Genomic DNA, 16,557 nt, shown 5'->3' with positions numbered 1-16,557 from the left:
GCCGAGCCATGGCCACTCTACCGGCCGGGGAATCGGGCCATCAGTGGTCCGTCAGTGGTCGGGGTTCGAGGTGACCAGTTCGGTGAGGACTCCGTGGCAGTCCTTGGGGTGCAGGAAGGTGATCGAGGAGCCCATGGAACCGGTGCGGGGCTGGTCGTAGAGGACGCGGACGCCCTTGCCGCGGATGGCCTCCGAGTCGCCGTGGACGTCCTCGGTGCCGAAGGCGATGTGGTGCACGCCCTCGCCGTTCTTGGCGAGCCACTTGCCCACCGCGGAGTCCTCGCGGGTGGGCTCCAGGAGCTGGATGTAGGAGGCGCCGCCGTCGGAGGTTTCGTTGATCTTCAACATGGCCTCGCGGACGCCCTGCTCCTCGTTGACCTCGGTGTGGAACACCTCGAAGCCGTACGTGGCACGGTAGAACTCGACAGTCTTGTCCAGGTCGAAGCAGGCGATCCCGATGTGGTCGATTCTTGTCAGCATGGGGACAGTGCACTCCTGAAGGGGGCGGTCACGCAACGTGCGCGCGATCACACCGGCAGCCCGGTGACCGCTGCGGTACCGCCCAGTACATTCACGTAAACCCTCGTTCACTCCTCATCCAAGGGGCTGTGCCTCATGTCCGGATCGAACAACACCACTTCCGTGATCGTCGCCGGGGCCCGCACGCCCATGGGGCGGCTGCTCGGCTCGCTGAAGTCCTTCTCGGGTGCCGACCTCGGCGGCTTCGCCATCAAGTCCGCGCTGGAGCGGGCCGGCATCTCCGGCGACCAGGTCCAGTACGTGATCATGGGCCAGGTGCTCCAGGCCGGCGCGGGCCAGATCCCCGCCCGCCAGGCGGCGGTCAAGGCCGGCATCCCGATGAACGTGCCCGCCCTGACCATCAACAAGGTGTGTCTCTCGGGCCTGGACGCGATCGCGCTAGCCGACCAGCTGATCCGCGCCGGTGAGTTCGACGTCGTGGTCGCGGGCGGCCAGGAGTCGATGACGAACGCCCCGCACCTGCTGCCCAAGTCCCGTGAGGGCTACAAGTACGGCGCGATCGAGATGCTGGACGCGATGGCCTACGACGGGCTCACGGACGCCTTCGAGAACATCGCGATGGGCGAGTCCACCGAGAAGCACAACACCCGCCTGGGCATCGAGCGCGCTCCGCAGGACGAATTCGCCGCGACCTCCCACCAGCGCGCGGCGGCCGCCCAGAAGAACGGCGTCTTCGAGGCCGAGATCACCCCGGTCGAGATCCCGCAGCGCAAGGGCGACCCGGTGATCTTCGCCACCGACGAGGGCATCCGCCCCGAGACCACGGTGGAGTCGCTCGGCAAGCTGCGTCCCGCCTTCGCCAAGGACGGCACGATCACCGCCGGCACCTCCTCGCAGATCAGCGACGGCGCGGCCGCCGTGGTCGTGATGAGCAAGGCGAAGGCCGAGGAGCTGGGCCTGGAGTGGATCGCGGAGATCGGCGCCCACGGCAACGTGGCCGGCCCGGACAACTCCCTGCAGTCGCAGCCGTCCAACGCGATCCTGCACGCCCTGAAGAAGGAGGGCCTGGAGGTCTCCGACCTGGACCTCATCGAGATCAACGAGGCCTTCGCCGCGGTCGCCGTGCAGTCAATGAAGGACCTGGGCGTGACCCCGGAAAAGGTGAACGTCAACGGTGGCGCCATCGCCCTGGGCCACCCGATCGGCATGTCCGGCGCCCGCGTGGTGCTGCACCTCGCGCTGGAGCTGAAGCGCCGCGGCGGCGGGATCGGTGCGGCCGCGCTGTGCGGTGGCGGCGGCCAGGGCGACGCGCTGATCGTCCGCGTCGCGAAGTAGGCACGGCAGGCCGCCGCGGGCCCGGACCGGGCCCGCGGCGGCCCGGCTCGCGGGCGCCGCGGGCCCCCTCTCCGGGCCCGCGGCGGCCCGCACGCATCCCGTACGAGAACCGAGGAGCGCAGCACGTATGACGGCGGTGGACGTCCCCCAGCTGGTGGCCCAGGCGCGGGAGGGCCGGCCGAGAGCGGTGGCCCGGCTGATCTCGCTGGTCGAGGGGGCGTCCCCGCAGCTGCGCGAGGTGATGGCCGCGCTGGCCCCGCTGACGGGCGGGGCGTACGTGGTGGGCCTGACGGGCTCGCCGGGCGTCGGCAAGTCGACCTCGACGTCGGCGCTGGTGTCCGCCTACCGCAAGGCCGGCAAGCGGGTCGGTGTCCTCGCCGTCGACCCGTCCTCGCCCTTCTCGGGCGGTGCGCTGCTCGGCGACCGGGTGCGGATGTCGGACCACGCCTCGGACCCGGGGGTCTACATCCGCTCCATGGCCACCCGCGGCCACCTGGGCGGCCTGGCGTGGGCCGCCCCGCAGGCGATCCGGGTGCTGGACGCGGCCGGCTGCGACGTGATCCTCGTGGAGACGGTCGGCGTCGGGCAGTCGGAGGTGGAGATCGCCTCGCAGGCCGACACCTCGGTGGTGCTGCTCGCCCCGGGCATGGGCGACGGCATCCAGGCCGCGAAGGCGGGCATCCTGGAGATCGGCGACGTGTACGTGGTCAACAAGGCCGACCGGGACGGCGCGGACGCCACGGCCCGGGAGCTGAACCACATGCTGGGGCTGGGCGAGGCCCGCGGCGCGAACGACTGGCGGCCGCCGATCGTGAAGACGGTCGCGGCCCGCGGCCAGGGCATCGACGAGGTCGTCGAGGCGCTGGAGAAGCACCGGGCGTGGATGGACGAGCGCGGGGTGCTCGCCGAGCGGCGGGCGGCGCGGGCCGCCCGGGAGGTCGAGACGATCGCCGTGACGGCATTGCGGGCCCGGATGGCGGACGTCCACGGGGACGCGCACCTGGGCGCGCTGGCCACCCGGGTCGCCGAGGGCGATCTGGACCCGTACGCGGCGGCCGACGCCCTCCTGGCGACCCTGACGGAGTCCTGAGCCGTAGCCTCGGCGAGGTGGACGGACGGGACGGCGCCGCGGTGGTGCGGCACCGTCCGCCGCCGGAGGTGGGATGCCGCGTCAGTTGTCGTCGTCCGAGTCCGAGTCCGCATCGGAGTCGGAACCGGAGCGGGTTACCTTCCCCGTGGTGGGGTCCACCTGGGCGTCCCAGGTCTTCCCGTCCTTGCCCCTGACCTCGACGTGCCAGGAGGCGGAGCCGTCGTCGTCGTCCCATTCGACGGTCGTGACCTGTCCGGGGTGGGCGGCCAGGGCCGCCTTCATCGCCTGCTCGGCGGTGACCTCGGCGGAGACCAGGGCCTTGTTCTCGGCGGCGTTCTCGTCGGTGTCCCGGTTCTGCTCGGTGACCTTGCCGGTCGCGGACACCTCCAGCTCGGCGTGGCCCTTGCCGTTCTTGCTGATCACGTCGACGTGCCAGACGGAGCCGTCCTTGTCGAGGGACTCGATCACGCCCGGGTAGTGCTTCACGGCGGCCGCGGCGGCCCCCTGCGCCGTCACGTCGGCGCGCAGGGCGGGTGCCGCGGTGGCGGTTCGCGCCGCGTCGGCGGGCATCGCGGCGGCAGCGGTCACCGGACCGCCGACGAGCAGGACGACGGACGCGGCCGCGGAGACGTACCTGGTGCGCTTCATGGAGGACCTCCTCAGGCCGGCCATGGCGCCTACGGTGGCTCGGCGGCGGCCGGCAGCGGGCGGACACCGCCCATTGTCCGGCCTGCCGCCCGGCGGGGCGCGGCGAGCGCCCGGCCTCAGACCTTCCCGCGGGTGCCGCGCAAGTGCTCCGCCACCGGCGTCAGCGAGGAGCGCAGCGCCGCCAGGGCCTCCGGCGGCAGCAGGTCGATGAAGTGCTGACGGACGGACGCCACGTGGTGCGGGGCGACCTTCCGCATCGTCTCCATGCCCTCGTCGGTGAGCACCGCGTACAGGCCGCGGCGGTCGGACTCGCAGTTGACCCGGCGCACCAGGCCCGCCGTCTCCATGCGCGTGATCTGGTGCGACAGCCGGCTCTTGGACTGCAGGGTGGCGGTCGCGAGATCGCTCATCCGCATCCGGTGGTCCTGCGACTCCGAGAGGTTCACGAGGATCTCGTAGTCGTTGTTGGTGAGTCCGAAGGGCTGGAGATCCTTTTCCAGCTGGTGCATGAGCAGCCTGCTGACGTCCAGGTGGGTGCGCCAGGCGCACTGCTCCGCCTCGGTCAGCCAGCGCGTGGCCGTCTCGGTCTCCATGGTCTCCATGAATGAACTCTACCTAAAAAGTTGAATTGCGTACAAAGGTCGGTGGTGCCGCTCGTCACAGTCCGAGGCGGCGCTGGAGGTCACCCAGCTGCCCCGGCATCCGTGGCACGCCCATCTGTCCCAGGGGGCCCTGGCCGGCGCCCGGCACGCCCTGCGCGTTGCCCGTGGCCGCCCCGGCGCCCACCGCGCCGACCGACTGCTCCGCCATCAGCATCTCCGAGGACTGCAGGAGCACGGTCCCGGCCCCCACGAACTCGAACTGGTGCTCCTCGCCCGAGGTGCCCCCGATGCCGGTCAGCGAGCGCAGTCCGCCCATCACGCCGGACATGTAGCCGTGATCGTAATGGTGACAGGGGGACGGGCAGTCCGCCCAGCCGACCAGCGCCTGCGGGTCCACGCGCAGCGGCGGCTCCATGAACACCACCGGCCCGTTGGAGGCCGCCACGAACTTCCCGGTCCCGATGAGCGTCAGGAAGCCCGGCACGATCGACTGCTTCAGCGCGAGCGAGGGCTGGTACGCCAGCAGGTTGCCCGATCGGATCGTCAGATTGCCGTTGTCCAGGTCGTAGGAGTTCACGTCGAAGGCCCGGTCGGCCAGCAGCATCTTGCCCGAGCCCTCGGCGACGACCCAGTCGCTCGCGTGCAGCGGGGAGTGGAAGCTGGTGCGCAGCAGGCGGTCGAAGCGCCCGTTGCCGATGCCGTTGAACTCGATGCGCCCGTAGTACGAGATCATCTTGCCCTTCTGCAGGAACCACTGGCTCCCTTTGAGCTCCACGCAGAAGGTGTACGCGTTCACGTTGTCGTCGGACGGCAGCGTGTAGGGGTCGAAGACCGTCGGGCCGCCCGGGCCGCCCGTCACGGGGCCAAAGTTCACAGCTTCTCCTCGGAGGCCTGTACGTACACCGCGCCCTGGCCGGACAGTTCCAGCTGGAACGCCTCGCCCGAGCCGCGCCCCACCATGTCGCGCCAGCCGAGGGCGGTGGAGAGCTTGTTCCTGACGTCCCCGTGGTGGGCCACGTAGGCCTGGGGGTCCACGTGGACCGGCCGGTTCGGGGTGATGGGGAGTTCGATGACCCCGCCGTGGGCCATCACCGCGACCGAGCCGTGGCCCTTGAGGGTGGTGGTGAACAGGCCCTGGCCGGTGACCTGGCCGCGGACCATGCCCATGACCCCGCCCTGCGAGCCCATGAACATCGTGCCCTGCTGGAGGGTGCCGTCGAAGGCGAGCAGCCGGTCGGCCTCGACGTAGAGGGTCTCGCCGGTCAGGTTGATCACCTGGATGTGGTGGCCGCCGTGGCCGAACATCACCGTGCCGCTGCCCTCGACCGTCATCAGCGGGGTCTGCTCGTTCGCCACGCGGCGGCCGATCATGCCCATGACCCCGCCCTGACCACCCGTCAGGCTCGGGGTGAAGGAGACGTCGCCGCGGTACGCGAGCATCGCGCCGCGCTGGCTGAACATCCTCTGGCCCGGGACGACCTGGGCCTCGACCATCTTCGAGTTGATCTCACGGAACGGCATCAGACGTCGCCCCCGATGGTGTTGCGCTCGCTGGGCTGCACGTAGACCAGGCCCTCGCCCTCGAAGCGGATCTGGAACGCCTCGCCGGAACCCTCACCGATCAGCGTGCGGAAGGTCACACCGGACTGGAAGGACTGCTGAAGGTTGCCCGTGTGCGCGATGTACGCGCCCGGGTCCACGGACAGCGGGTACTGGGCGCTCACGCGCAGCACCACGGCCGGACCGTCGGAGATGATGGCCGCCTGGCCGGAGCCCTCGACCGTCGTGGTGAACAGGCCGTTGCCCGTCGAGGCGCCGCGCAGCCCCGTGAAGGTGGTGCCGGTCCGCAGGCCCGCGTCGGTGCACAGCAGGTTGCTGGACTCGACGTAGAGCTTCTCGCCGCGCAGATTGACCAGGTTGATCTCACTCGCTCGGTCGGCGAAGAAGCAGGTGCCGTGCCCCTGCACCTCCATCACCGTCATCTGTTCGCCGGTCAGTCGGCGGGTCACCATGCCGCGGAGGCCTTCGCCGCCGCCGGTCATCTTCTTGAAGGCCATCTGCCCGTCGTACGCGACCATGGAGCCGTTCTTCGCTTTCACGGCGTCCCCGGTCAGGTCGACGGCCAGCACCTTGCTGCCTTGGAGTCGGAACTGAGCCACGGGGAGACGTTATCGGCAGCGGGCGTACGCGAACAGGGCCCGTGACCGAGATATGCCACACCTCGGCGGTATGACCCTGAAACCGGTGCGATCCGGGCCCGCTCCGAGCGGGAGGGGCCGGGTCAAGATCCCGTAAAGCGGCTGAGACACTGGAGGCGACCCTGGCCTCCACCCCGAAGGTTCCACGTGGACATCAAGACCGCCTCCGCCCTGCACCGCCTGCGCCTCGTCTCCGTGCCGGAGGCGCTGTCGTTCCCGGCCCTGCTGATCTTCGGCTCGCTGCTGAGCCGGATCTCGGACATCGACTACCTGCTGCTGCCGCTGGGTCTTCTGCACGCGTTCCTGTTCATGGTGTACGCGGTCCTGCTGCTGGACGTCTGGTACAAGGCGAAGTGGCCCTTCAAGAAGGTCGTGCTCTTCTTCGTCCTCGCGGTGGTTCCCCTGGGCGGCCTGTACGGGGACAAGCTGCTCAAGCGCGAAGAGGCGGACAGCGTGGTGGCGGCCCGTGCCCGTGAGGCGGCCCGGGCATGATCGTCGCGTTCTCGGTGACCCCGCTCGGGGTCGGTGAAGAGGTCGGGGAGTACGTCGCCGACGCGGTCCGGGTGGTCCGTGAGTCGGGCCTGCCGAACCGCACCGACGCGATGTTCACGACGGTGGAGGGCGAGTGGGACGAAGTGATGGACGTGGTCCGTCGCGCGGTCGCCGCCGTCGAGGAGCGGGCGCCGCGCGTCTCCTTCATCCTCAAGGCCGACATCCGGCCCGGCGTCACGGACGGCATCACCTCGAAGGTCGAGACGGTGGAACGCCACCTCGAACAGGGCTGACCCCCGCCCCCACACCCCCGAAGCGCCCCCGGCCACGTGGCCGGGGGCGCTTTCGCATGCGCCCCCCGCGGCCCGCCCTGCGGGCGGCTCGGCGGTGCGGGCCGGTTCTCCGGGCGCTGCCCGGACCCGCGCGGTGTGCCCTGCGGTCGGCTGGGCGTTGTGCGGGCCGGTGTTCCGGGTGCTGCCCGGACCCGCGCGGTGCGCCCTGCGGTCGGCTCGGCGGTGCGGGCCGTGTCCCGGGCGCTGCCCGGACCCGCGCGGTGCGCCCTGCGGTCGGCTCGGCGGTGCGGGCCGTGTCCCGGGCGCTGCCCGGACCCGCGCCTCAAACGCCGGCGGGGCTGGTTGGTCTCGGCGATGTGCGGTTCGGGCTGGTTCCGGCGCGGGGCTCGGCGGGGTTTTGGGGTGGTGCCCCGCACGAGGGTCTCCTCGGCTCGGCGCGTGCGGGCGGTTCGCGGCTGTACCCGGGGGTTGCGCCTCGTCCTGCGGGGACCCTCCTGCGTGTCCCCACCCCGCCGGTGGCGTGAGGGGAGGGGGGACGGGGCGGGGTGTCCCCGCAGGACGAGCGCGCGACCTGGGCCGTCTGGCCGCGATGGCCCGCACGCGCCGAGCCGAGGAGACACCCCGGCGCGGCACCCCGTACCGACCAGGCCGACCCGGCCCGACCATCCAGCCCCGCCGGCGATTGAGGCGCGGGCCCGGGCAGCGCCCGGGCACCGGCCCGCACACGCCAAGCCCACCGCCGCGGCACCCCGCACCGACCAGGCCGACCCGGCCCGACCATCCAGCCCCGCCGGCGATTGAGGCGCGGGTCCGGGCAGCGCCCGGAACACCGCCCGCACACGCCAAGCGCACCGCCGAGCCGGCCGCAGGGCACACCGCGCGGGTCCGGGCAGCGCCCGGGCACCGGCCCGCACACGCCAAGCGCACCGCAGGGGAAAGGGTTGAGCGATCGCTCAAGTTCGCTTAGGGTCCCGGTTGAGCGATCGCTCAAAAAGGGGAACGGGGGGCGGGCGTGAGCCTGTACGTCGAGACGGTGATCCGGGCGGGGATGGACGAGCTGTGGGAACGCAGCCAGGATCCGGCCCTCCACCAGCGGTGGGACCTCAGGTTCACCTCCATCGACTACCTCCCGCGCTCCGAGGACGAGCCGCAGCGGTTCCGGTACGCCACCCGCGTACTGCCCTTCGTCTCGGTCGACGGGACCGGCGTCTCCGCGGGGGAGCGCCGCCGGCCCGACGGGACCCGGGTGTCGGCCCTGCGGTTCGCCTCGGACCACCCGCTCTCGCTGCTCGCCGAGGGCAGCGGGTACTGGCGCTACGTACCGGACGGCGACGGCATCCGCTTCCTCACCGGCTACGACTACCGGCCCCGCTGGGGCCGCGCCGGGGCCCTGGCCGACCGCTTCGTCTTCCGGCCCCTCATGGGCTGGGCCACCGCCTGGTCCTTCGACCGGCTGCGGCTGTGGTGCGAACGCGGGACCACCCCCGGCGTCGCCCTCGCCCGGGCGCTCGGCGAGAGCGCGCTGCGCGCCCTGGTCTGCGCCGCCGTCCTGCTGTACGCCCCCGTCGCCGCGGCCCCGTTCGTCCTGGCCGCCGCGCTGCTGCTGCCGCCCCTGCCCGGCACTCCGGCCGCGCGCCGCTGCCTGCGCACGCCGCCCGGCCGCACGCCCGCCACCGCACCCCGCCTGCTCAGCACCCTGGAGCCGTCATGACCTCCATCTTCCGGACCCACATGGGCGCCGACTTCGACCGCCTGCACCCGCAGATCCAGCGCCGGTTCTCGGTCGGGCTGGACAGCGGCGAGGGCTGCGTCGGCCAGGGGACCATGGAACGCATATGGCACGGCGGCAGCTTCGTGAAGCCGTTCCTCCGGCTCGGCGGGATGCGCAACATCCTGGTGCCGCGCGAGGGCCGTGACGTCCCCTTCGTCATCGAGAACCTCCCCTACCTCGACTCCTACGGGCGCGAGACCGTCACCTTCGTCCGGACCTTCCGGCTGCCCGGCGGGCCGCACCGGTTCGACGCCACGATGGTCCACAGCCGTGAGCGCGACTGCGTCCTCGACTACCTGGGCACGCACCAGCACCTCGCCAGCGACCTGCACATGAGCGCCGAGCCCGACGGTTCGCTGCTCATCCGCTCCGGCGAACACCGCTTCCGCGAGGGCCCCGTCGACGTCCGCGTCCCCGACCTCATCGGCGGCGACGCCGAGGTGCGCGAGTCCTTCGACGACGCCACCGGCCGGTTCCGGATCCGGGTGCGCGTGGTCAACCGCCGCTTCGGACCGCTCTTCGGCTACGAGGGGTCCTTCACCGCGCGGTACGTGGACGTCCGCGCGCACGGCGTCCGCGGAGACCTGCGGCCGGTGCGCGAGGAGGCCCGGGCGTGAGCGCGGCCACCAAGGAGAAGCTCCTCGAAGGAGCCCTGCGCACGCTCGTGGAGCAGGGCATCGCCAAGGCGTCGGCCCGCACCATCGCGGCCACCGCCGGGGTCGGCCAGGGCCTGATCTTCTACCACTTCGGCTCCGTCGACGACCTGCTCGCCGCCGCCTGCCGGTACGGCGCCGCGCAGCGGGTGGACCGCTACCGCGACCGGCTCGCGGGGCTGGGCAGTCTCACCGAACTGGTGGAGTTCGCCCGCGCGATGCACGCCGAGGAGCGCGAGGCCGGACACGTCGCCATGCTCGGGCAGCTGCTGGCCGCCGGACAGAACTCGCCCGCCCTCGCCGCCGCCACCGCCGCCGGACTCGGCCTGTGGATCGAGGAGCTGGAGGAGGTGCTCACCCGGCTGCTCGCGGCCACCCCGCTGGACGGGTTCGCCGACCCCGCGGGGCTCGCCCGCGCGACCGCCGCTTCCTTCGTCGGGATCGAGCTGTACGAAGCGGTGGACCCGCAGGGCGCCGGCAACGCCTTCGACGCCTTGGAGCAACTCGCCTCACTGGCCGCCGTACTGGAGGGCCTCGGCCCGCTGAGCCAGCGCGCCGTGCGCCACGGACTGCGCCGCGGCACCCGCGGCTGAACCGCGTGCGGCGGCCCGGCCGGGTACGGCGGATCAGTCGCGGGCGCGGCGGGCCAGGCCCAGGGCCTGCTCGGGCCACCAGGTGCCGGCCGCCGGGCCGCCGCGGCAGGTCCCGTCGGACTCGCCGGGCCGCTTCACCCAGAGGTACGCGTCGACGAGCGGGTCACCGGTCCGGTCGGTCGGCGGCGTGCCCAGGGCGCGACCGGGCGGGTTGCAGGAGGCCGCGGTGCGCTCGCCCGTCAGCGCGCCCGCCCCATTGCGGCCGGTGTCCATGACGAAGTGCCGGCCACCGGCGGCCCGGGACAGCTCGGCGCCGTACGCGCGGACGGCCGCGTCCGGCTGGAAGCCGGAGACGTTCAGGGCAAAGCCGTCGGCCCGTTCGAGGCCCGCCTCGCGCAGCGGGCCGGCGAGGTCCTCGGGATCGCGGATCCACTCCGGACCGCCGGCGTCGAGGTAGACCTTCGTGCCGCGGTTGCGCTTGAGCCGGTCGACCGCCTCGGAGAGGAGCCGGTAGCGCTCGGCGCGCTGCCCGGCGCGGACGCAGCCCTCGACGGCGTGCGCGACGGCGTGCGGCTCCAGGACGACGAGGGCCCGGGCGTCGCCGATCGCGTCGGCGAAGGCGCCGATCCACCGCCGGTAGGCGCCGGCGTCGGCGGCGCCCCCGGCCCGCTGACGGCCGCAGTCGCGGTGCGGGATGTGGTGCGCCGTGAGCACCAGCGTCCGGCCGGCGGCCTTCGCGCCCGCGCGCGCCCGGCGGATCGCCGGGCCGGGATCGCCCGGCCGCCCCCACAGGGCGACCGGCCGGTCGGCGATCCGGCGCAGCACCTGCGCGTCGTCGTAGCGGCCCCTCGCCTCCCACGCCTCGACCTGCCGGGCCGCGTCGCCGTGCGGGTCCACCCAGAAGGCGGACGCGCCGTCGGCGGCGGACGGGGCGCCGGGACCGGCGGGCGGGCGCGGTGCGGGCTCCGGCGCCGAGGTGCAGGCCGGGGCCGCCGCGAGGAGCACGAGCAGGCCGAGGACGGCCGAGGTCCCGGGACGGCGCGGCCTGGGGTACGACCTGGGGGCGACGCGTGGCATCCGGTTCCTCGGGACGAAGGGTCGGGCAGCAGACCGCAAGACCGGAATATGGTGACATGACGGACCGTCGGACCGGCTCCGCGACACCTCCCGCGACACCTCCCACGACACCGGCACCGGCGGTCGGGCGCCGGTCAGCCCGCGGTGTCCCCGGTGGTGAGGGCGATCGCCAGCGGAGTGCGCTCGTAGAGCACCTGGTGGCCCCGGCGGGCGGAGATGAGCAGACCCGCAGCGTGCAGGACCCCCAGGTGGGCCGAGACGGTGGACGGGGCCAGACCCAGGCGGTGGGCCAGGGCCGTGGTGGACGCCGGTTCGTCCAGCGCGCACAGCACGTCCGCCCTGGCCCGGCCCAGCAGCCGGGCCAGCGCGTCCGGCGTGTCCGCACCCGCCGGGGTCCACAGGGCTCCGACGCCCCGCGCCGGGTAGACGACGGTCGGCTGCCAGGGCGGGTCGAAGCCGCCGGCGATCTGCGGCCAGACGAAGGCGCTCGGCATGAGCAGCAGCCCCTGGCCGCCCAGGACGCGGTCGTGGTGCGTGGGCCGCTCGATGGTCAGGGTGAGCGAGGCCGCGTCCCAGGACAGGCCGGGGTGCAGGCCGTCGAACAGCGACTCCAGCCCGCCGGCCGCGAGACGGCGGGTATGGAAGAGGACGTCCGCCTCCAGCAGGGCCCGCAGCCGCGGCCAGTGCGGCTCGACCAGCACGCCCCAGGCCCGCTCCAGCAGGTCCGCCAGCTCGCGCACCGCCCGCGCCGGATCGGCGAGCAGGTGACGCCCCAGGTCGCTGTCGAGCGCCCCCGGCGTGCAGGCCAGCGACCTGCGCATGTCCTCGCGCGCCGCGGCCGGGTCGGCGGCGCGGATCACCGCGAGCTCCTCCTCGAAGGAGACGCCGGGACCGCTCGGCGGCGGGCTGATGAAGTCCGTGCTGTGCCCCCGGCGCGGCATCAGCAGCCACAGCGGCCGCAGGTCCAGTCCGTCGGCTGCGGCCCGGATCCGCCGCAGCCACGGCAGGTGGTAGCCCTGCCGGTCCGGCCGGCTCAGGGTCCGGATCGCCTCCTGCGTCTCCCACGCCGGCGACAGGGCGAACCGGCACCGCAGCAGGTCCTCGTGCCCGAAACGATGGTGCAACCCCATGCCGCACCCTCCCGCTCCGCGAACCGTCCCGCCGGACATTCGTCCCTGGCCGAATCTCTACGCCGGCCAGCCTAGGCCCCCGACGCTGCCGTCATGGCACCCGTCACCCCGGCCCCGGCCGATGCGGCCACCGTCGGCTACCGCACCGTCTTCCGGACCCCGGAATTCCCCGCCGTCTTCGCCGCGCACCTGATGTCCGTACTCGGCCTGGTCGTCGCCGAGATCTCCCTCTCCGTCCTCGTCTACCGCCTCACCGGATCACCCCTGATGAGCGCGCTCACCTTCGCGCTCGGCTTCCTCCCCCACGCCCTCGGCGGCACCCTGCTCGCCGGGATCGCCGACCGCCTCCCCGCCCGGCGGGTGCTCGTCACGTGCGACCTCCTCTGCGCGGCGTGCGCGGCGGTCATGGTGCTGCCCGCCACCCCCGTCGCCGCCCTCCTCGCCCTGCGCTGCGCGATGGCCTTCGTCGCGCCCCTCTTCCAGGGCACGCGCAACGCCTCCCTCCCCGACATCCTCGGCTCCGGCGAGGCCTACGTCCTGGGCCGCTCGCTGCTGCGCCTGGTCGCCCAGAGCGCCCAGCTCATCGGCTTCGGGCTCGGCGGACTGCTGCTCACCGTGCTCGCCCCGCGCGGCGCCATCGCGCTGACCGCCGCCGGATTCCTCTGCTCGGCCCTGCTGCTGCGGCTGGGCACCCGAGCCCGTACGGCGCGGACCACCGCGCGCACCTCACCGCTCGCCGGCATACGGGCCGTCCTGGGACGGCGCCGGCTGCGGGCGCTCACCCTGCTGTTCTGGCTGCCGCCCGTCTTCCTCGTCGTCCCCGAGGCGCTGCTCGCCGCGTACGCCGACGGCATCGGCGCCACCACCGCCGTGCTCGGGCTGATGATGTGCGCCATGCCCGTCGGCACCATCGCCGGTGAGCTCTGGGCCGGCTCCGCGCTCAGCGCCCGGACGCGTTCGCGGATCGTCGCCCCGCTCGCCGCCACCGGCCTGCTGCCGTTCCTCCTCTACGCGGGCCGGCCGGGCGTGCCCCTCGTCCTGCTCGCGCTGCTGCTCGCCGGTCTGGCCCACGCCCACACCCTGGGGCTCGACCAGTGGTACGTCGAAGCCGTCCCCGACGAGCTGCGCGGCCGGGCGATGACCCTGCTCAGCACCGGCCTGATGACCCTCCAGGGGGTCGGCATGGCCCTGGCCGGGCTGGCCGCCGAGTTCTTCCCGGTGCACGGGGTCGTCACCGGCGCCGGAGCCCTCGGCACTGCCGTCGTGCTGGGGCTCCTGGCCGAACTGCGGTCCGCCGTCCGGCAGGAGGAGCGACTGAGGGATGAGACGGCCCGCGCCGGGAAGTGACCTCCCGGTAGGGTCGGTCGCGTGCCCAAGCCGCTCAGCCTCCCCTTCGACCCCATCGCCCGCGCCGACGAGCTCTGGCAGCAGCGGTGGGGGCCCGTGCCCTCGATGGCCGCGATCACCTCGATCATGCGCGCCCACCAGATCCTGCTCGGCGAGGTCGACGCGGTCGTCAAGCCGTACGGGCTGACCTTCGCCCGCTACGAGGCCCTGGTATTGCTCACCTTCTCCAAGGCGGGCGAGCTGCCGATGTCCAAGATCGGCGAGAGGCTGATGGTCCACCCGACCTCGGTGACCAACACCGTGGACCGCCTGGTGCGGTCCGGGCTGGTCGCCAAGCGGCCCAACCCCAACGACGGCCGCGGCACCCTCGCCTCCATCACGGAGAAGGGCCGGGAGGTCGTCGAGGCCGCCACGAAGGACCTGATGGCCGTCGACTTCGGCCTGGGCGCCTACGACGCCGAGGAGTGCGGCGAGATCTTCGCCCTGCTCCGCCCGCTGCGGGTGGCCGCCGCGGACTTCGAGGAGTCCTGAGTCCTTGCCGGCCCCGCGATACCGGGGCCTCGATACCGGTCCCGCGATACCGGGGCCTCGATACCGGGGCCGCGTCAAGATCGAGCAAAACGGACGGTTAGGCTCGTCGGCATGAAACGAAGCGTGCTGACCCGCTACCGCGTCATGGCCTACGTGACCGCGGTCATGCTCCTGATCCTCTGCGCCTGCATGGTGGCGAAGTACGGCTTCGACACCGGTGCCGAACTGACCTTCTTCGTGTCGCAGGCCCACGGTGTGCTCTTCATGATCTACCTGGTCTTCGCCTTCGACCTGGGCTCCAAGGCCAAGTGGAGCTTCGGCAAGCTGCTCTGGGTGCTCGTGTCGGGCACCATTCCGCTGGCCGCGTTCTTCGTCGAGCGCACGGTGCGTGCCGAGGTCGAGCCGCTGGTCAGCGACTCCCTCGCGACCGCCCGGGCCTGATACGGGGCGAGCTTCACCCACCCCCGGGGCGAGTCCCCGGGGGTTTGCCATCGACATTTACTAGGACGTCCTAGTAAATTCGTGGGTATGGACGCTGACGCCATCGAGGAGGGCCGCCGCCGCTGGCAGGCCCGTTATGACAAGGCCCGCAAGCGCGAGGCAGACTTCACCACGCTCTCCGGCGACGAGGTCGAGCCGGTCTACGGCCCCCGGCCCGGCGACGCGTACGAGGGCTTCGAGCGGATCGGCTGGCCCGGGGAGTACCCGTACACCCGCGGTCTGCACGCCACCGGCTACCGCGGCCGGACCTGGACCATCCGCCAGTTCGCCGGCTTCGGCAACGCCGAGCAGACGAACGAGCGCTACAAGATGATCCTGGCCGCCGGCGGCGGCGGCCTCTCCGTCGCCTTCGACATGCCGACCCTCATGGGGCGCGACTCCGACGACCCCCGCTCGCTCGGCGAGGTCGGCCACTGCGGCGTCGCCATCGACTCCGCCGCCGACATGGAGGTCCTCTTCAAGGACATCCCCCTCGGCGACGTCACGACCTCGATGACCATCTCGGGCCCGGCCGTGCCCGCCTTCTGCATGTACCTCGTCGCCGCCGAGCGCCAGGGCGTGGACCCGGCCGTCCTGAACGGCACGCTCCAGACGGACATCTTCAAGGAGTACATCGCCCAGAAGGAGTGGCTCTTCGAGCCCGAGCCGCACCTGCGCCTCATCGGCGACCTCATGGAGTACTGCGCGAAGGGCATCCCGGCCTACAAGCCGCTGTCCGTCTCCGGCTACCACATCCGTGAGGCCGGGGCCACGGCCGCGCAGGAGCTGGCCTACACCCTCGCCGACGGCTTCGGCTACGTCGAGCTGGGCCTCTCCCGCGGCCTGGACGTCGACCACTTCGCCTCCGGCCTGTCCTTCTTCTTCGACGCGCACCTCGACTTCTTCGAGGAGATCGCCAAGTTCCGCGCGGCCCGCCGGATCTGGGCGCGCTGGATGAAGGAGGTCTACGGGGCCAAGAGCGAGAAGTCGATGTGGCTGCGCTTCCACACGCAGACCGCCGGCGTCTCCCTCACCGCGCAGCAGCCGTACAACAACGTCGTGCGCACCGCCGTGGAAGCCCTCGCGGCCGTTCTCGGCGGCACCAACTCGCTGCACACCAACGCCCTCGACGAGACCCTCGCGCTGCCGAGCGAGCAGGCGGCCGAGATCGCCCTGCGCACGCAGCAGGTGCTGATGGAGGAGACCGGCGTCGCCAACGTGGCGGACCCGCTGGGCGGCTCCTGGTACGTGGAGCAGCTCACCGACCGCATCGAGGCCGACGCCGAGAAGATCTTCGAGCAGATCAAGGAGCGCGGGCTGCGCGCCCACCCGGACGGCCGGCACCCCATCGGGCCGATCACCTCGGGCATCCTGCGCGGCATCGAGGACGGCTGGTTCACCGGCGAGATCGCCGAGTCGGCCTTCCAGTACCAGCGCTCGCTGGAGAAGGGCGACAAGCGGGTCGTCGGCGTCAACGTCCACCACGGCTCGGTCACCGGCGACCTGGAGATCCTCCGGGTCAGCCACGAGGTGGAGCGCGAGCAGGTCCGCGTGCTCGCCGACCGCAAGGGCCGCCGCGACGACGCAAAGGTCGCCTCCTCCCTCACGGCCATGCTGGACGCGGCCCGCGACGGGTCGAACATGATCCCCGCCATGCTGGACGCCGTGCGAGCCGAGGCGACGCTGGGCGAGATCTGCAACGCGCTGCGGGACGAGTGGGGTGTCTACACGGAGCCCCCGGGCTTCTGATCCCGCCGGCCCGGAACCCGCGTCGAAGGCCGGTCGTGCCCCTCCCCGTACGGTGGGGGCACGACCGGCCTTCCCGTTTCCGGGCCCG

The 16,557-nt window shown here is 72.7% G+C and carries 19 protein-coding genes; 11 read left to right on the top strand and 8 right to left on the bottom strand.

The features are described 5' to 3' along the window. Positions 1-51: 51 nt before the first annotated feature. Entirely contained in the window at positions 52-480 is a 429-nt protein-coding gene (gene mce, locus AC2RP6_RS14285) for a methylmalonyl-CoA epimerase (protein ID WP_030030807.1), read from the bottom strand. Positions 481-615: 135 nt separating this feature from the next. On the opposite strand from mce, the gene AC2RP6_RS14280 reads away from it, so the two are divergent. Further along, on the top strand, positions 616-1,815 hold the full coding sequence (locus AC2RP6_RS14280; RefSeq protein WP_486446563.1) for an acetyl-CoA C-acetyltransferase: 1,200 nt from the start codon (positions 616-618) through the stop codon (positions 1,813-1,815). Positions 1,816-1,942: 127 nt separating this feature from the next. Beyond that, positions 1,943-2,905 carry a methylmalonyl Co-A mutase-associated GTPase MeaB gene (gene meaB, locus AC2RP6_RS14275; RefSeq protein WP_486446562.1) on the top strand — a complete coding sequence of 321 codons (963 nt, stop codon included), beginning with the start codon at positions 1,943-1,945 and terminating at the stop codon, positions 2,903-2,905. 81 nt (positions 2,906-2,986) lie between these two features. Here the strand turns inward: meaB and AC2RP6_RS14270 are convergent, their stop codons facing one another. The 5 genes from AC2RP6_RS14270 to AC2RP6_RS14250 all read right to left on the bottom strand — a co-directional run bounded on the left by AC2RP6_RS14270 (position 2,987) and on the right by AC2RP6_RS14250 (position 6,314). Further along, entirely contained in the window at positions 2,987-3,553 is a 567-nt protein-coding gene (locus AC2RP6_RS14270; RefSeq protein ID WP_486446561.1) for a PepSY domain-containing protein, read from the bottom strand. A 116-nt stretch (positions 3,554-3,669) separates the two neighbouring features. Continuing rightward, positions 3,670-4,146, bottom strand: coding sequence for a MarR family winged helix-turn-helix transcriptional regulator (locus AC2RP6_RS14265; protein WP_486450334.1), 477 nt, complete (start codon positions 4,144-4,146; stop codon positions 3,670-3,672). Positions 4,147-4,210: 64 nt separating this feature from the next. Further along, a complete protein-coding gene (locus AC2RP6_RS14260; RefSeq protein ID WP_486450333.1) occupies positions 4,211-5,014 on the bottom strand; it encodes an AIM24 family protein in 804 nt (267 codons plus the stop codon). Between the two features lie 11 nt (positions 5,015-5,025). Then, complete coding sequence (locus AC2RP6_RS14255; protein WP_030768970.1) at positions 5,026-5,676, bottom strand: AIM24 family protein; 651 nt, start codon at positions 5,674-5,676, stop codon at positions 5,026-5,028. Then, positions 5,676-6,314, bottom strand: a complete 639-nt coding sequence (locus AC2RP6_RS14250) for an AIM24 family protein (RefSeq protein WP_030826794.1) — start codon at positions 6,312-6,314, stop codon at positions 5,676-5,678. The genes AC2RP6_RS14255 and AC2RP6_RS14250 overlap by 1 nt, the downstream gene beginning before the upstream one ends. Positions 6,315-6,500: 186 nt before the next feature. Here AC2RP6_RS14250 and AC2RP6_RS14245 point away from each other — a divergent pair, with 186 nt between their 5' ends. The 5 genes from AC2RP6_RS14245 to AC2RP6_RS14225 all read left to right on the top strand — a co-directional run bounded on the left by AC2RP6_RS14245 (position 6,501) and on the right by AC2RP6_RS14225 (position 10,155). Beyond that, positions 6,501-6,845, top strand: coding sequence for a DUF3817 domain-containing protein (locus AC2RP6_RS14245; protein WP_486446560.1), 345 nt, complete (start codon positions 6,501-6,503; stop codon positions 6,843-6,845). After that, positions 6,842-7,138, top strand: a complete 297-nt coding sequence (locus tag AC2RP6_RS14240; RefSeq protein WP_486446559.1) for an MTH1187 family thiamine-binding protein — start codon at positions 6,842-6,844, stop codon at positions 7,136-7,138. Before AC2RP6_RS14245 ends, AC2RP6_RS14240 begins: the two co-directional genes overlap by 4 nt. A 1,012-nt stretch (positions 7,139-8,150) precedes the next feature. Further along, complete coding sequence (locus AC2RP6_RS14235; RefSeq protein WP_486446558.1) at positions 8,151-8,849, top strand: hypothetical protein; 699 nt, start codon at positions 8,151-8,153, stop codon at positions 8,847-8,849. After that, a complete protein-coding gene (locus tag AC2RP6_RS14230) occupies positions 8,846-9,526 on the top strand; it encodes a DUF4166 domain-containing protein (protein ID WP_486446557.1) in 681 nt (226 codons plus the stop codon). The genes AC2RP6_RS14235 and AC2RP6_RS14230 overlap by 4 nt, the downstream gene beginning before the upstream one ends. Beyond that, the gene (locus tag AC2RP6_RS14225) at positions 9,523-10,155 is read left to right on the top strand and encodes a TetR/AcrR family transcriptional regulator (RefSeq protein WP_486446556.1); all 633 of its coding nucleotides are present in this window, start codon (positions 9,523-9,525) and stop codon (positions 10,153-10,155) included. The genes AC2RP6_RS14230 and AC2RP6_RS14225 overlap by 4 nt, the downstream gene beginning before the upstream one ends. 33 nt (positions 10,156-10,188) lie before the next feature. On the opposite strand, the gene AC2RP6_RS14220 is transcribed toward AC2RP6_RS14225, so the two are convergent. Together AC2RP6_RS14220 and AC2RP6_RS14215 are read right to left on the bottom strand one after the other, a co-directional pair. Then, the gene (locus AC2RP6_RS14220; protein ID WP_486446555.1) at positions 10,189-11,232 is read right to left on the bottom strand and encodes a glycoside hydrolase family 6 protein; all 1,044 of its coding nucleotides are present in this window, start codon (positions 11,230-11,232) and stop codon (positions 10,189-10,191) included. A gap of 134 nt (positions 11,233-11,366) precedes the next feature. After that, positions 11,367-12,362, bottom strand: coding sequence for an ArsR/SmtB family transcription factor (locus tag AC2RP6_RS14215; protein ID WP_486446554.1), 996 nt, complete (start codon positions 12,360-12,362; stop codon positions 11,367-11,369). Positions 12,363-12,455: 93 nt separating this feature from the next. Here AC2RP6_RS14215 and AC2RP6_RS14210 point away from each other — a divergent pair, with 93 nt between their 5' ends. The 4 genes from AC2RP6_RS14210 (at position 12,456) to icmA (ending at position 16,469) form a co-directional block, all read left to right on the top strand. Next, positions 12,456-13,709 (top strand): MFS transporter, encoded by a 1,254-nt coding sequence (locus AC2RP6_RS14210; RefSeq protein ID WP_486446553.1) that lies wholly within the window; start codon positions 12,456-12,458, stop codon positions 13,707-13,709. Between the two features lie 21 nt (positions 13,710-13,730). Further along, entirely contained in the window at positions 13,731-14,240 is a 510-nt protein-coding gene (locus AC2RP6_RS14205; RefSeq protein ID WP_030655839.1) for a MarR family winged helix-turn-helix transcriptional regulator, read from the top strand. A gap of 111 nt (positions 14,241-14,351) precedes the next feature. Then, a complete protein-coding gene (locus AC2RP6_RS14200) occupies positions 14,352-14,681 on the top strand; it encodes a DUF3817 domain-containing protein (RefSeq protein WP_486446552.1) in 330 nt (109 codons plus the stop codon). Between the two features lie 87 nt (positions 14,682-14,768). Then, complete coding sequence (gene icmA, locus AC2RP6_RS14195; RefSeq protein ID WP_486446551.1) at positions 14,769-16,469, top strand: coenzyme B12-dependent isobutyryl-CoA mutase large subunit; 1,701 nt, start codon at positions 14,769-14,771, stop codon at positions 16,467-16,469. Positions 16,470-16,557 lie beyond the last annotated feature (88 nt).

The organism is Streptomyces sp. WAC03905, from assembly GCF_057371075.1.
This window is presented reverse-complemented; position numbering and strand designations above follow the sequence as displayed.